This window comes from Mucilaginibacter sp. MD40, assembly GCF_002288635.1.
Classification (GTDB): Bacteria; Bacteroidota; Bacteroidia; order Sphingobacteriales; family Sphingobacteriaceae; genus Mucilaginibacter.
This window is the reverse complement of the sequence record NZ_NRSW01000001.1, coordinates 2,718,012-2,734,174: the sequence shown is the minus strand read 5'-3', so window position 1 is coordinate 2,734,174 and position 16,163 is coordinate 2,718,012. Positions and strand designations below refer to the sequence as shown.

Below are 16,163 nucleotides of genomic sequence, written 5' to 3'. Positions count from 1 at the left end.
GCAAACATAACAGTTTTGAAATGCCTATTGTTAGCGGCAGCGGCAACTTAATATGAACTAATTGAGCTGGCAATCATAGATGTTTTGTAAAAGCTGAAAATTGCATACTTTTAAACAGCAATGGAAGCAAAAAATAATCCTAAAACCATACGCGCCTGGGCCATGTTTGATTGGGCCAACTCGGCGTATAATCTTGTTATCACATCAACTATTTTCCCTGCGTACTATGTGGCTATCACCCAAAATGAAGCCGTGGGTAATAAAGTGAGCTTTTTTGGGATGAGTTTTGTCAATACAGCGCTTACAGATTATGCCCTGGCCACAGCGTATCTGATAATGGTTATCCTGCTACCGGTTTTAAGCGCCGTTGCTGATTACAGAGGTAACAAAAAGATATTTATGCAATTCTTTACCTTATTAGGTTCTTTAGCTTGCTGCGTATTATTTTTCTTTAAAGCATCCACGTTAGAGTTGGGCGTAATTTGCTTCGCGTTGGCGGCAATTGGTTACAGCGGTGGCTTCGTTTTTTATAATTCCTACCTGCCTGAAATAGCCACGATTGATATGCAGGACAAGGTAAGCGCTAAGGGCTTTACCTTTGGTTATATCGGCAGCGTTTTGTTGCAACTGGTATGCTTTGCTTTTGTGTTGAAGCCTGAGATATTTGGGATAACTGACAAATCTTTACCTGCCCGGCTTTCGTTTTTATTGGTGGGCATATGGTGGATAGGCTTTGCCATGATACCATTCAGCGTTTTACCCAAAGGCAGCCCTAATGCGCAATCACACCACAAAAATATCATAAAAGGTGGGTTTGAGGAGTTAGGTAAAGTATGGCAAAAGGTAAAAACTATGCCTTTGCTCAAACGTTTTTTACCATCGTTCTTTTTTTACTCGATGGGTGTGCAAACCATTATGCTGGTAGCTACCGGCTTTGCCGCTAAGGAATTAAAGATGGAAACGTCGGCCTTAATCTCCATCATCCTTATTATTCAATTGGTGGCCATTGTGGGGGCAACGCTGATGTCGCGCTTATCTGATAAATATGGAAACGTAAGGGTGCTGATATTTGTTGTTTTTATTTGGATAGGTGTTTGCATAGCCGCTTATTTTACTACCACATCAACACAATTTTACATCATAGCGGTAGTAGTGGGCCTGGTTATGGGAGGGATACAATCGCTTTCAAGGTCAACCTATTCCAAATTTTTACCCGAGAATATTAGCGATACTGCATCCTTTTTTAGCTTTTATGATGTTACCGAAAAGCTGGCTATTGTAGGCGGCTTATTCAGCTTTGGTTTTGTTGAAGAACTCACAGGAAGCATGCGGAACTCAACCTTAATATTGGGAACATTCTTCGTCATCGGGTTGTTGCTGTTGTTTTCATTGCTAAAAACCGAGAAAATTTTAAAGAAAAATGTGGAATTTAGCGCCAGCTAATTTTTACCAATGACCGTTGATCTGTTTATACCGTGTTTTGTTGACCAGTTATATCCCGATACCGCTTTTAACACTGTAAAGGTGCTGGAGAAAGCCGGTTGCACGGTTAACTATAACCCGGAACAAACCTGTTGCGGTCAGCCTGCATTTAACTCCGGTTTTTGGGATGATGCCAAAACTATCGGAAGTAAATTTCTTTCGGATTTTAAGGAAGATAGTGTAATTGTTTCACCATCTGCCTCATGCACCGGCATGGTACGTAATTATTACAATGATTTGTTTACCAATACCACCTCGCATAATAAATGCCGGAACATACAAGGTAACATATACGAATTGAGCGATTTCCTGATAAATATACTACAGTTTGACTATTTCGGTGCCGAACTTGACGGGCGTGCTGTATACCATGATAGCTGCGCGGGTTTGCGTGAATGCCATATTAAAGAAGAACCCCGTAAACTGCTTGAAAAAGTGCATGGTCTGGAACTTGTTGAACTGCAAGCCGGTGAAACCTGTTGTGGTTTTGGCGGTACCTTTGCAGTAAAGTTCGATGCCATATCTACGGCAATGGCCCAGCAAAAAGTTGATAACGCGATAGCTGCAGGCGCGGAGTACATTATCTCAACAGATGCTTCCTGTATGCTGCATTTGCAAGGATATATTGATAAAAACAACATCCCTTTAAAAACCATGCACATTGCCGATGTACTGGCAAACGGATGGGGAAATGTCTAAGGGCGCTAAAACTGTCTGATTTGCTATTTAAATTATCCTATTACAGATCATAGGTTATGCCCTTTTCGGGAATAGTTACCTTATATTTCTCATTTTCCAATGTCTCCGCCAGCGCCTGCATCGCACTCGTTTCGCCATGTACCAGGTAAACACCTTTGAGTTTATCGGGATCCTGTGATCTAACATTATTCACAAGGTCTTCATGGTCGCCGTGGGCACTCAATACATCAGTTTGTTTGATGGTGGCATAAACGGCCAGGTCGCGGTCTTTAATATGCACAATAGGGTCGCCGCGGAGTAAGCGATGACCCAACGTGCCCTTTGCACAGTAGCCAATGAAAAGAATGGTGCAATAATAATTTTGAATATTATAGAATAAATGATCCTGTATACGGCCACCCTCCAGCATACCTGCTGATGAGATAATAATGCACGGTTCAAAATAATTAGATACCTGCCTGCTGTCTTTCAAAGTCTCCACATAGGTAAGGTTGTCAAAATCAAACTCGTCGCCCTGCGTGTTATAGAACTCCTGAGCTTCCGGGTTAACCTGGTTGTGGTGCTTACGATAGATCTGCGTGGCCATACTTGCCATAGGGCTATCTACAAAAACCTTAACCGGCGGCAAAGCGCCGCTGCTAAAAATCTTATTTAATACAAAAACCAGCGACTGCGTACGGCCAATACTAAACGCGGGGATAATTAATCGGCCTTGTTCCTTAATACAAACCTTATCTATGATCTCTTCAAGCGTTTCCTGCACACCCTTGCCTTTGCTGTGGTTGCGGCCTCCGTAAGTTGCTTCAGATACCAGGTAATCAACTTTTGGTAAAGGCTGAGGGTCATTCAGTACAGGGTAGCCTTTGCGGCCAATATCACCGGTAAAAGCAATTGTTTTTTCTACACCCTCGTCGTTTACCTTTAACACTACGCCGGCGGCGCCAAGCAAATGCCCTGCTGGTACAAAGGTTATTTCAATATCGCCGGTTATTTTAAATGGCTTGTTAAAGTTGATGGTGATGAAGCGCTCCACGGTATCCATTACGTGCTTTTGCAAGTACAGGGGTTGCGGGCCGCTGCTGCTGTGTTTATGCCTGCGGCGATGCTTGTTGCCTTTTTGAGCTTTTTGCAGGAAAATATTTACCGAATCCATTAGCAAAAGCTCTGTCAGATCTGCCGTGGGTGGGGTGCATAATATCTGCCCGTTAAAACCCATCCGTACAAGCGTTGGTAAGTTACCGGTATGATCTATGTGGGCATGCGTAAGTATTACAACGTCGATCTCTTCCGGCCTAAAGCCGAAATCTTCGTTGATCTGCATATTGTGGTCCTTCTCATAATCCAGTCCACAATCAATCAATATCTTATATTGGCCAACCTGCAGCAAGTGCATACTGCCGGTTACCTGCCGGGCTGCCCCGTGTATAGTTAGTTTCATTTAGTCTTAGTTCATGGGTAGTAGTTCATAGATTACAGCTATTTTTCAACTATGATCTATGAACCATCAACTATAAGCTTAAAAATTAAGCATTCTCAAATTGCAACTGGCTCAAATATCGGTATAAGCCCTTCTCGTTGGCTATTAACTCCCGGTGGTTGCCGCTTTCCACAATGTTACCTTTTTCCAGCACAATAATCTTATCGGCTTCGCGAATGGTTGATAAACGGTGTGCTATGATGATAGAAGTACGGCCTCTCATGAGTACCTCAAGTGCTTCTTGCACCAAGCGTTCAGATTCTGAATCCAGGGAAGAGGTGGCTTCGTCTAATATGAGGATAGCCGGATTTTTAAGTAGGGCTCTTGCAATGGCAATGCGCTGGCGCTGTCCTCCGGAAAGCTTTACACCACGCTCGCCCACTACAGTTTCATACCCTTCAGGAAAACCGGTAATAAAACTATCGGCATTTGCTTTTTTAGCGGCGGCAATTATTTCCTCGCGCGATGCATTCAATTTACCATAGGCAATGTTTTCTGCTATAGTACCGCCAAATAGCAATACATCCTGCGGTACAATAGCTACCTGGTTACGAATATCAGTGAGCGCGTACTGGTCAGCATTTTTGCCGTCAAACTTTATAGCGCCATTCTGCGGATGATAAAATTGCAGTATTAAAGCCGCCATAGTTGATTTACCTGAACCGCTCGGGCCAACTATGGCCACTTTTTGCCCTGCATTCGCGGTGAAGGAAACATCTTTCAACACGGTTATTTCAGAACGGGATGGATAAGCAAATTCAACACTATTGAATTCAAGATTGCCATTGATGTGTTTTTTTATGGCGTTGTCTTCAACATTGATAGAGATGTCTTCGCCTTTTTCATCCAGGATCTCTAAAACACGTTCACTGGCGCCTACAGCTTTTTGGATGTTAGCATACAATTCTGGAAAACTGCCCATAGCCGCGCCAACAAAAATTGAATATAATATAAAAGTAGTAAGGCTGCCTACAGAAAGCTCATGCTGATGAACCAGTATAGAGCCATACCATATTACACCTACAATAGCTCCAAACAGACAAAAAACAATAAATGATGCAAATATGCCGCGATATACCGCGCCTTTAACCGCTATTTTTACCACTTCGCGCAGGTTTTTATTGTAACGGCCAGCTTCAAAAGCCTCATTTACAAATGCCTTAACGTTGGCAATGCCCTGTAAAGTTTCTTCAATAATGGTATTTGATTCAGCCAATTTATCCTGCGCCTGCCTGGATAAGTTACGAATAAAACGCCCAAAAAACACCGCTACAACAATAAGTACTGGTAGCATTAGCAGCAGAGCAAGGGTTAGCTTAAAAGATACTATAGTTAATAGCGTAATGCCACCTATTAGTAATACCAGTTGCCTTATAATCTCGGCAAAAGTAGTGGTCATGGTATCCTGTATCTGTGAAAGATCAGCAGAAATACGACTATTTAGTTCCCCAACCCGGCGGTTGGCAAAAAAGTTCATAGGTAAAGTAACCAACTTGAAATAGGTGTCGCGGCGTATATCTGCCAATGCCTTTTCGGCAACCTGCACAAACCAAACTACCCTAAAGAAGGATACAAAAGCCTGTACAAATAATATAGTAAATGCCAATAAGCCAATAGCATTGATAGTAGGAGGTAAAAAAGCATACTTCTGTTTACCCTGCGCAGCATCAATCAGCGCACCCAAAAGGGAGGGAAAAGCTAAACCTGTAAGGCTGGAAATAAATAAAAAAATAATGCCGGCAATAAACTTGCCCTTATAGGGCCTTAAGTAAGAAATGAGCTTGGCGATACGCTTTAAGCTATCCAGATTTATTTTTGCTTTTGGTAATTCTGCTTCCGCCTTACTGCCACTATTCAGTCGTCCTCGTGCCATGTATTAAATTAGTGTGTACAAAGGGGTAAAATTACACCTTTGTTTTCCTTTTAACGATAAACAGCACTAAAATTGACGCAAAGGTGAGAACAATCAGTTTTATTTAGATAGTGACGGTAGTTATTAAGTAATTAATATCATATCATTCCCCAAAAGCAGGTACTTTTTATTGGCCACGCTGCTGATTATTTTCTTTAGGCTGTTACTTGGCCAATTTACAACCTTAACGGATTTTGCAAGAGGAATTCTGATGGGTGCAGTATAAGTATGAAAAATAATTGCAATAAACAGGCTTGCCACTTATAAAAAAAATGCGCACTACTGGAAATCGATAATTACGCTATCACCAATATTTAGGCCCAACAAGCCACTGGCGTTGCCTTTATTTATAGCTATCTCTAAATGGTCGCTGATCCCGAACAGGCAAAGTTTTTCGCCCTCCGGAACTTCATTGTAATGCCAGCTTAATTGGCTAATGGTTTCGTTACGTTTAAAGTAAAGCACAAACCGGCGGCCTTGCTGTACCCGGTTAAAGAATTCTTTGGTGATGTTTGTAATTACATTCTGGAATGAGTCTACATATATCACTACTCCTTTGATCAGGTTTTTTTCTATCACAGGCTGCAGGTTCATCTTATTCTCAACACCAGGTACGGGTAGCCCAATTTCTGCAAGGCTGCCGCCATTTGCCAGGTGGCAGGCGGCTTTAACAAAAATGTCGGCCAGCGGGAAGTGCAGAAACTTAAGGTCCTGCATAATGTTGATCTCCACAATTTCATCAGGTCCACTATCAAACATCAATGAAAAGATACCGTTATCGGCACCCACAAAATAGTGGTTATTGTGTTTTATAGCGAGGTAACGGGTATAAGTACTATATACCGTATCAATACCAATTAAGTGTACGGTACCTTCAGGAAAATAATGGTAACTATTCTTTAAAATAAATGCAGCCTGCTGAACATTAAAGGCCTGTACATTGTTAGTAATATCAACAATATTAGCTGTTGGCAACAACTTATAAATACTACCTTTAAGGGCAGCCTGATAAATATCTTTATCGCCCAGGTCAGTAGTTAAAGTTATAATTGCCATTAATTTTATAAATATTTATTGCTAATCTTGTACTGCATTTAAAGGTGCAAATATTCAATTTTTAATTCATAAAAATTCGCAACTCAATAAAAAACACCAAGTATTGAACGAGCTAAAACTATCCATTGAACAAATAGATCCGGCGGTATTGTGGGGGCCCAATAACGATCATTTTGAGATCATAAAAAAACAATACCCTAAGCTTAAAATAGTTGCGCGCGGCAGTGAGGTTAAAATACTGGGCGATGAAAACGAATTAAATATTTTTCAGGAAAAATTTAATGCCCTGGTACAACACCTTGAAAAATATGAGAGCCTTAATGTAAACGATGTTGAACGTATACTTGGTGCCAGGCCATCGGTAAACACTACAAATACTGCAGAAAGCGCAACAGATAAGTTTGCCAGTAGTGAAGTGATTGTTTTTGGCCCTAATGGGATAATGGTTAAGGCGCGTACGCCAAACCAGCGCCGTATGGTAGATAGCCTTGCCAAAAGCGATATCCTATTTGCTATTGGCCCTGCCGGTACGGGGAAAACCTACACCGCGGTTGCATTGGCCGTGCGTGCGCTGAAGAATAAAGAGATCAAACGTATCATTCTTACCCGCCCTGCGGTTGAGGCGGGGGAGAACCTCGGCTTTTTACCAGGTGACTTAAAGGAAAAGATTGATCCATACCTGCGCCCGCTTTACGATGCGCTGGATGATATGATACCGGCCGAAAAGCTTAAGCTTTACCTGGAAAACCGTACCATAGAGATAGCGCCGTTAGCATTTATGCGCGGCCGTACGCTTGACAATTGCTTTGTGATCCTGGACGAGGCGCAAAACGCTACGGATATGCAGTTGAAGATGTTCCTTACACGTATGGGGCCATCAGCTAAGTTTATTGTTACCGGCGACGTAACACAAATTGACTTACCCAAAAAACAGCAGTCGGGCTTGTACACCGCGCTGCGCATTTTAACCGATATAAAAGGAATTGATATTGTTTACCTGAGCGGAGAAGACGTTGTGCGCCACAAACTGGTAAAACGTATTTTGGAAGCTTACGGAGATATTCAGTAATAGAACCAAGATTTTTAGAGTCAAGAATCAAGGCAGGAACTTATCTTGTATCTTGGTTTTTGTCTCTTGATTCTCAGAGATATGAACGCTATAAAAGAAACTCATTTTAATTTTGAAGGGCAAACAGCCTTTTACAAAGGCAAGGTGCGCGATGTTTACACGATAAAAGGTCAGTACCTGGCTATGGTGGTTACTGACCGTATTTCGGCATTTGATGTGGTGCTTCCTGAGCCTATACCTTACAAAGGACAGGTGTTGAACCAAATTGCCGCTAAGTTTTTGGAAGCCACTTCAGACATTGTACCTAATTGGGTAATATCTGTTCCTGATCCGAGTGTAACTATTGGCCGTATATGCGAGCCATTTAAGGTAGAAATGGTTATACGTGGTTACCTGGCAGGCCATGCAGCTCGCGAGTATGCCGCCGGCAGGAGAGAGGTTTGTGGTGTAAAACTGCCCGAAGGCTTAAAAGAAAATGATATACTGCCTGAGCCTATCATCACCCCAACAACAAAAGCAACTGTTGGCCACGATGAGGATATTTCCCGTGAAGAAATTTTAAAACGTGGCATTGTTAGCGAAGCTGATTACAACCAGCTGGAGCAATACACGCGCGCTTTATTTAAAAGAGGAACAGAAATTGCTGCTGACCAGGGACTTATATTGGTTGACACCAAGTATGAATTTGGAAAGATAGGGGATACCATTTATTTAATTGATGAGATCCATACGCCGGATTCGTCGCGTTATTTTTATGCGGATGGATACGAGGAGCGCCAGCAAAATAGTGAACCCCAAAAACAACTCTCAAAGGAATTTGTTAGAAAATGGCTTATCGAGAATGGTTTCCAGGGAAAGGATGGCCAGCAGATACCAGAGATGACCAAAGAGATCGTTGATTCCATATCACAACGTTACATAGAGTTATATGAGAAAATAACCGGTGAAACTTTTGTTAAGCCCGATCAGGAAAATGTGATTGATAGAGTAGAAAAGGCCGTTAATGCAGCTATTAGCAGGCTCTAACTCATTTAGAGATAAAATTTATATCTTAGCTTTTTAAATAAATTCAAATGAAATATACGGTTGATAAGCACGAGAAATATGTATTGATCAAGCTTAACGAATCAAAACTAAACTCACTGGTAACCCCCCAGTTAAAATCAGAATTGATCCTTATCAATACCGAGGGGCAACGTAATATTATTCTTGATCTTTCTCAGGTAAAGTTTGCTGATTCATCAGGTCTTAGTAGTTTACTGGTAGGGCACAGGTTATGCAAAAATGCAAACGGGTCATTTATCCTTTGCGGTTTAAGTGAGGCTGTATCACGTTTGGTAACGATATCTCAATTAGACAACGTGTTGACCATTGTGCCTACATGTGAAGAGGGGATTGATCTCATCTTTATGGAAGAGATAGAAAAAGAATTGAAGAGAGAGGTAAAATAACTATCTGTTTAACCCGGTATGAAGTTTGAAGTTACAATACTGGGCAGCAGCTCTGCAACCCCAATTTTTAATCGGAATCCTACCGCACAGGTAGTGAATGTAAACGATAAGCTTTACCTTATTGACTGTGCGGAGGGCACGCAGCAACAAATGATGCGGTTTGATGTAAAACCCAGCCGCATTGATCATATTTTCATCAGCCACCTGCACGGCGATCACTACCTGGGCCTTATAGGGTTGTTATCATCCATGCACCTTAATGGCCGTAAAAAAGGACTAAAACTTTTTTGTCCTGCTCCGTTAAAAGAGATCATAGAAATACAACTTAAATACTCTGAAACTACGCTCAATTATCCTATTGAGTACGTATTTACTGATCCTTCACAAAAAGCCCAGATATTTGAGAACCAGGATATTTGTGTAGAAACTATACCCCTTGACCATCGCATACCCTGTACCGGTTTTTTGTTTAAGCAAAAAAAGCGGATGCGTAAACTGATAATGGAACGCGTGGAGGAAATTGGAATACCTGTTCCTTACTATACATCCATTAAAAAAGGGCTTGACTATGAGGCGCCAGATGGCACCATTTACAAAAATGATTTGCTTTCCATGGCCCCGGCGCCTCCTAAAAGTTACGCTTACGTATCTGATACAAAGTACAACCCACAATATTTTAAACAGATCAATAATGTAACGGTGCTTTATCACGAAGCTACCTTTATGCATGATATGCTGGACAGAGCAAATCAGACGCATCACACAACTGCATTGCAAGCTGCTCAAGTTGCTAATGAAGTAAATGCTGAAAGGTTATTGATCGGGCACTTTTCTGCCCGTTACAAAACCCTCAATGAACTTTTAGAAGAAGCTCAAAGTGTTTTCCCTGAAACAGACCTTGCAATAGAAGGCAAGACGTTTGTGATTAGTGAATGATAGATAGCAGAGATCGGTTAATTAACGATTAGTCTAAAATGCTGAAATGAAAAAAGGTCAGAATTTTCATCCTAACCTTTAACTTCTAATATCTAATTAACTAAAATCAATCTCCCTTTTTACCGAATACTGAAAAGTGTACATAACGGCTTGGGTGTGCCTTAATATCAATGAAAAGGTTATTAAGGTTTGATGAGGCCGCTGTGAGGTTGTCGTACATTTTGGTATCATTCATTAATAAGCCAAGCGAACCATCTTTACTGTTGATCTTTGCCATAGTAGCTTGCAGATCTGCAGTGGCTTTATTGGCGTTTTCCATCGTTCCTTTTATATTGGAATTGGCAAGATCGGTACTAAAGCGTTCAAAGTTGGCGGATATGCCATTTAACTTGGCTGTACTTGTTTTCAGGTTTGCCGACACCGCTTCAGCATTGGTCATAATACCATTGATATGGCTGCTTTGCGCGCCAACTATAGCGTCTATCTTTTTCGTAGTCCCTTCAAGTGTTTGTAAGGAATTGGCAATACTGGTAAAGCTTTTATCAACATTTGCCTGGAAACGAGGATTCATGATATGATTAATTGAAGCCAGGGCCGAGTCTACCTTGGAGATCAAAACCTCAGCTTTCTTTTGGATCGGTTGTAAGCTTTCCGCCAAGCTGCCTTGTATGTCCGCGCGTAGCGTATCCGTATTATCGGCGTACTTGCTACTGTTGCCTAATTCAAATACAATGGCTTTGCCGCCCAATAGGTCGGTACTTTGTAATTTAGCCAGTGTATTGTCAGGTATATTATACTTCTTATCTACTTTAAACTCCACAATAGTGCGGCCATCGGGCTGTAACTCCATTTTTGATACGCGGCCAATTTGAAAACCGTTTACTAATATGGGTTTAGAAATAGTTAAGCCCTCCACGCTACGGTATATAGCGTAAAATTTATTAGAGCCCGAAAAAACATCGTTACCCTTTAAAAAGCTGTAACCCAATATCAATACCGTTATAGCCACAGCTGTAAGAGCGCCTATTTTAGTTTCGTTAGAAATTTTCATAAGTAGTAGAAATAAGTATTAGTTTGCCGCAGATGTACCTTCCATCTGGTTTTTATATTTAGTAATGGCCCGTACAATGGAGTTAACAATCTCAGTTTGCCCGGCTTCTGAATTTAAATATCGTTCATCGTCCGGGTTATTGATGTATCCGGTTTCCACCAGTACGGATGGCATAGCAGCATGGCAAAGTACATAAATACTCTGTTCGCGCAAGCCTTCGCTATGCCTTCCGTCAACCTGAACAATTTCTTCGTTAATTAAGTTTGCAATATTTACACTTTGCTTTCTGAAACGGCGCTTGAACTCATTGGTAAGTATAATTACAACAGGGTCGTTAGGGTCCAATCCACCACCATCAAGTTCAGTTTCATTTTCTACCTGGTTGGTTTTTATTTCATTTTCAGCCTCGGTTGTTCGTTTTAGTCCGTAGATCAAAAATAAAGTCCCCTTACCTGATCGGTCAGCCACCCTCACGTTACGGTATCTTGGCCTACGGGCGGTGCCGCCCACACGCTCTCTTATCACCCTGTCAGGTAATGAATTGCAGTGTATGGATATAAAAAGGTTTCCCTTATTTTCATTAGCGATCTGTGCGCGTCGTTCAAATGATACATCTTCCTCTGTAGAGCGTGTTAAAACCGCCTTTACACCAGCTATATCTTTTTCAATGGCCTTCTGCAATTTTAGTGCGATGGCCAGCGTTACATTTCTTTCCGTAGAAAAAGTACCATCGGCCCCGCGTGAATAATGTCCGCGCGGAGCATTTTCCGCTTTAACACCATGCCCGGCATCAATAATTACGGTGCTGAGCTTAAAGCCGGCAACGGTAGTATCAACAGAAGTATTTTTATTGGATTTTATAGCTTTGAACGAAAATAATGGAAAGCAGATGAGCAGCGCTAATGAACCAACAATCGCATTTTTCAACCTGTTCAATAGTTTATTTTTCATTATGTTTGGGGGCTGTTAACTGTACCCTGCAAAAATAGTATTCATAATCAATTTTGAAATTAGTTAGGCTTTTTTTTCTGCTTGCATTTGTACTGATAGTTAACATGATGGCTTCTGCAAAGCGGGGCTATCATCGCTTATCTATAAGGGATACCATTATCAAGCTTGATTCGGTAAGAGATCAAAGGCTGATAAAGTATGGCAAAAAAGGAAAAGAAAAAGCAGCTAACGGGCGTGCTTCTAATGCGCCAAATGCTATAGTTGCCCGGGATACCACGCCTGGTGCCGGTGGCTTAAAATCTATTGTAAAATCTGTTGCAGAAGACTCTACCTTTGTTGATAACGACAACAAGATCACTTACCTGTATGGGAAAGCGCGGGTAACTTATGAAGATTTTGAGCTCGATGCTGATTATATACGCGTTAATGAGAAAACCCATTTGATTTTCGCCCGAGGGTCAATTGACCCTCAAACGAAAAGGTATGTTGGCCGCCCATTATCTAAATCCAAGAACGAAAAGCCTATTGCGTCAGACTCCCTGATATTTGATTACCGCACTAAAAAAGTTAAGATATGGAATCCGGCCTCTGAACAGGAGGGTAATTATATATCCGGCGGGCAGGCGAAACGCCTTAATGAGGATGAAGTAGCTTACCGCGACGTTATCTTCAGTACCTGTAACCTGCCTTATCCCGAAACGCATTTCGGTGTGGTGATCACCAAAGGTATCGGGCAAAAAAAGCGTATCATTTCTGGCCCTGCATATCTGGAAATAGAAGGGGTGCCATTACCAATTGGCTTGCCGTTTGGTTTTTTCCCGAAGCCGGATTCCCGTTCTTCTGGTGTAATCCTGCCATCGTTCGGTGAAGACCAAAAGCTTGGGTTCTTTTTGCGCAACATGGGTTATTACATGGCCATAAATGATAACATCGACCTTACTACTATGGCTACTTTGTATTCAAGAGGCTCTTTTGAGGTGAATACAAACGCGCGTTATCTAAAGCGATATAAGTATGGAGGTAGCCTTACATTGAGTTATGGTTCGCATAATTATGGCCTTCCCGGTGACCCGGCGCAAAAGGATTTTAACATTGCGTGGAGCCATCAACAAGACCCTAACGCTAATCCTGGTACAACATTCAGCGCATCAGTGAACGCGGGTTCTTCTACGTTTTACTCCAATAGTGTAAACCAAAGTAACTATAACCTGGAATCGCTTACGCGTAATACCCTGCGTTCAAGTATTACCTATGGTAAAACATGGGCAAACTCGCCATTTAACTTAAACGTGAGTTTAGGCCATAGCCAGGATTTGCAGCAAAAGACAGTAACTCTTGAGCTCCCAACATTTAGCTTTAACATGGCTACATTAAGTCCGTTTGACTCTAAAGAGCGTGTTGGCGTGCAGAAATGGTATCAGAAAATAACGGTTGGTTACAGCCTGGTAGGTACCAATAAACTGAATAATATACCCGAGTCGCAACTGTTTAAATCAAATACCTTTTCAAAAAGGCTGCAAAGTGGTCTACAACATACTGTACCTGTAGCATTCAATACCACATTCTTAAAATACTTCCAGTTTAATACCGGTGTAAACTATACAGAGCGTTGGTACCTGCAAAGTATCCGCCAGCGTTTTGACAGGGGAACTACGGCAGGGCAGGTGATTGCTATTAAAGATACTGTACCCGGCTTTTCGCGTAACTATGATTACAGCATAAACGCTGGTTTTTCTACCAAGATATATGGCGTTATACCATTTAAAAAGGGCAACATCAAAGCTATACGCCACATTACCACACCACAGATAGGTTTTACCTACCGTCCTGATTTTGGCGACCCGAGTTATGGGTTTTATCAAACAGCAGTAAGCAGTGCCACGGTTCCGTACCCGTACTATGCCCAAAGATATTCCATATATGATGGTTTACCATATGGCGGTCCTTCAGCCGGAAAACAAGCGGGTATAAGTTTCTCATTAGATAATACGATAGAGGCCAAGGTAAAACCTAAAAGCACGGATACCTCGGGCACAGACAGAAAGATACCTATATTGCAGGGCTTAACCTTCTCTACCTTCTATAACTTCGCGGCTGATTCTCTTAAATTATCGCCTATTAATATTAACGGGCATACCTCTATATTAAATCAAAAGGTTAATATCAGCTTTGGTGGTACGCTTGACCCGTATGTAACATTGGTACGCGATTCGATATCCAATGGTAGTATATTAAAGTATGCCCGCCAGATTAATCGATATACCTGGCAGGACGGCAGATTTCCCGTACTAAGAAATTTTAATTTCTCCATGAGTGCCAGTTTGAATTCGTCTACATTTCGGCCAAAAGCTGTACCGGCGCCCGGCACCGCATTACAAACCATGACGCCGGAACAAGCGCAACGTTTGGCACTTATTAATGGTGATGCGGGCGCATATATAGATTTTAATGTTCCCTGGAATGTATCCCTTAACTATAGTTTTAATTATCAGAACAATATTATTAATACATCTTCTACAAATACACTGATGATCAGTGGCGACGTAAGTGTTACTAAAAATTGGAAGGTGCAGTATAATACTACTTATGATTTAAAAGCGCGCAGATTATCAGACGCGACATCGTTTGCCATATACCGGGATTTGCATTGCTGGGATCTGTCTATACAATGGCTACCTTTTGGGTACTACAAATCTTACAATGTAACACTTAAGGTTAAAGCATCTATTTTACAAGATCTTAAATTGAGTAAAAGAAGTGATTACACCAACAACGCAGGCTTTAGATAAGAATATGCTGGCAGAAATTATAACCATAGGCGACGAAATTTTAATAGGGCAGATTGTTGATACCAACTCGGCCTGGATGGCACAGCAGCTTAATTTAATAGGTATAAGGGTTAAGCAGATATCTTCCGTTTCGGATGACCGATCTCATATCCTGAAGGCGCTTGCTGAGGCGTCTTCAAGGGTAGATATCATTTTGATAACCGGTGGATTAGGCCCAACAAAGGATGATATAACCAAGCAAACCCTTGCCGAGTATTTTAACGTGCCGATGGTGTTGAACGAGGAGGCTTTAAATCTTGTGCTGGAGCGTTTTAAACGTTACAACAGGCCCATGCTTGAGGTAAACCATATGCAGGCACAGGTACCGCAGAATTGCGAAGTGCTGCAAAATTACAATGGTACAGCACCAGGTATGTGGTTTTATGAGGGCGGCAAAGTATATGTTTCAATGCCGGGTGTGCCGTTTGAAATGCAGTATATGGTGAAGGAACAAGTGGTTCCCAAATTAAAAACTGTTTTTAAACTCCCCGTTATTATCCACAAAACCATCCTTACAGCAGGAGAAGGTGAGTCATACCTGGCCGAAAGGATAGCCGATATAGAAAGTGCGCTACCATCTCATATTAAACTGGCCTACTTACCCAAAATGGGGCAGGTGCGTTTACGTTTGAGCGCATATGGTGAGCATAAGGAATTCTTGCAACAGCAAGTAGACGCCTTTGCCGCACAAATTGTGGAGCGTGTTAAGGACAATGTAATGGCTGAAGAAGATAAGCCCATAGAAAAAGTAGTACTTGATGAAATGGAAAGCAGGCATTTAACCCTTTCTGTTGCCGAAAGTTGTACTGGTGGATATTTCTCACATCAAATTACACAGCATGCCGGTTCTTCGTCTGTTTTTTTAGGTGGCGCTGTCTCGTATTCCAACCAGTTAAAGGAAGATATATTAGGAGTCAGCAAGGAAACGCTTTACCAATATGGCGCAGTGAGTGAGCAAACAGCTACAGAAATGGTTGAAGGGGCATTACGCCAGTTTAAGTCAGATTTTGCTGTCGCAATCACAGGCATTGCCGGGCCCGGCGGAGGGTCGGAAGAAAAGCCTGTGGGTACTGTATACGTTGCAGTAGCAAATGCAAATAAAACTGTGGTAAAGAAATTCACATTTAGTAATAAACGCATACAAAACATTGAACAGAGTGCTGTAAGGGCATTTTTTATGTTGAATATTTTACTAAAAGAAACTACAAGTTAACGGTTGAATTACCTAATTTTGGTCATTGAACTATAGTT

At 41.6% G+C, this 16,163-nt stretch carries 13 protein-coding genes; 8 read left to right on the top strand and 5 right to left on the bottom strand.

What is annotated here, in order from left to right; translation table 11 throughout:
- Positions 1-120: 120 nt before the first annotated feature.
- Positions 121-1,443, top strand: coding sequence for an MFS transporter (locus CKK33_RS12375; protein ID WP_095704401.1), 1,323 nt, complete (start codon positions 121-123; stop codon positions 1,441-1,443).
- Between the two features lie 9 nt (positions 1,444-1,452).
- Positions 1,453-2,181, top strand: coding sequence for a (Fe-S)-binding protein (locus tag CKK33_RS12370; protein WP_095704400.1), 729 nt, complete (start codon positions 1,453-1,455; stop codon positions 2,179-2,181).
- 40 nt (positions 2,182-2,221) lie between these two features.
- Here CKK33_RS12370 and CKK33_RS12365 read toward each other — a convergent pair whose 3' ends face one another.
- The 3 genes from CKK33_RS12365 to CKK33_RS12355 all read right to left on the bottom strand — a co-directional run bounded on the left by CKK33_RS12365 (position 2,222) and on the right by CKK33_RS12355 (position 6,626).
- Positions 2,222-3,619: an MBL fold metallo-hydrolase gene (locus CKK33_RS12365; RefSeq protein WP_095704399.1), complete on the bottom strand. Its 1,398-nt coding sequence runs from the start codon at positions 3,617-3,619 to the stop codon at positions 2,222-2,224.
- Positions 3,620-3,704: 85 nt separating this feature from the next.
- Positions 3,705-5,531, bottom strand: coding sequence for an ABC transporter ATP-binding protein (locus CKK33_RS12360; protein WP_095704398.1), 1,827 nt, complete (start codon positions 5,529-5,531; stop codon positions 3,705-3,707).
- Between the two features lie 318 nt (positions 5,532-5,849).
- Positions 5,850-6,626 (bottom strand): S-adenosyl-l-methionine hydroxide adenosyltransferase family protein, encoded by a 777-nt coding sequence (locus tag CKK33_RS12355; protein ID WP_095704397.1) that lies wholly within the window; start codon positions 6,624-6,626, stop codon positions 5,850-5,852.
- Positions 6,627-6,729: 103 nt separating this feature from the next.
- On the opposite strand from CKK33_RS12355, the gene CKK33_RS12350 reads away from it, so the two are divergent.
- From CKK33_RS12350 to CKK33_RS12335, 4 genes are all read left to right on the top strand, one after another.
- Positions 6,730-7,695: a PhoH family protein gene (locus CKK33_RS12350; RefSeq protein ID WP_095704396.1), complete on the top strand. Its 966-nt coding sequence runs from the start codon at positions 6,730-6,732 to the stop codon at positions 7,693-7,695.
- A gap of 81 nt (positions 7,696-7,776) precedes the next feature.
- On the top strand, positions 7,777-8,721 hold the full coding sequence (locus tag CKK33_RS12345) for a phosphoribosylaminoimidazolesuccinocarboxamide synthase (protein WP_095704395.1): 945 nt from the start codon (positions 7,777-7,779) through the stop codon (positions 8,719-8,721).
- A gap of 47 nt (positions 8,722-8,768) precedes the next feature.
- Positions 8,769-9,146, top strand: coding sequence for an STAS domain-containing protein (locus CKK33_RS12340; protein WP_095704394.1), 378 nt, complete (start codon positions 8,769-8,771; stop codon positions 9,144-9,146).
- Positions 9,147-9,164: 18 nt separating this feature from the next.
- Positions 9,165-10,082, top strand: a complete 918-nt coding sequence (locus CKK33_RS12335) for a ribonuclease Z (RefSeq protein WP_095704393.1) — start codon at positions 9,165-9,167, stop codon at positions 10,080-10,082.
- A 106-nt stretch (positions 10,083-10,188) separates the two neighbouring features.
- On the opposite strand, the gene CKK33_RS12330 is transcribed toward CKK33_RS12335, so the two are convergent.
- Complete coding sequence (locus CKK33_RS12330) at positions 10,189-11,133, bottom strand: MlaD family protein (RefSeq protein ID WP_095704392.1); 945 nt, start codon at positions 11,131-11,133, stop codon at positions 10,189-10,191.
- A gap of 18 nt (positions 11,134-11,151) precedes the next feature.
- Entirely contained in the window at positions 11,152-12,084 is a 933-nt protein-coding gene (locus CKK33_RS12325) for an N-acetylmuramoyl-L-alanine amidase (protein ID WP_095704391.1), read from the bottom strand.
- 104 nt (positions 12,085-12,188) lie between these two features.
- On the opposite strand from CKK33_RS12325, the gene CKK33_RS12320 reads away from it, so the two are divergent.
- Together CKK33_RS12320 and CKK33_RS12315 are read left to right on the top strand one after the other, a co-directional pair.
- The gene (locus CKK33_RS12320; RefSeq protein WP_095704390.1) at positions 12,189-14,873 is read left to right on the top strand and encodes a putative LPS assembly protein LptD; all 2,685 of its coding nucleotides are present in this window, start codon (positions 12,189-12,191) and stop codon (positions 14,871-14,873) included.
- 4 nt (positions 14,874-14,877) lie between these two features.
- On the top strand, positions 14,878-16,125 hold the full coding sequence (locus CKK33_RS12315; protein ID WP_095705842.1) for a competence/damage-inducible protein A: 1,248 nt from the start codon (positions 14,878-14,880) through the stop codon (positions 16,123-16,125).
- Positions 16,126-16,163 lie beyond the last annotated feature (38 nt).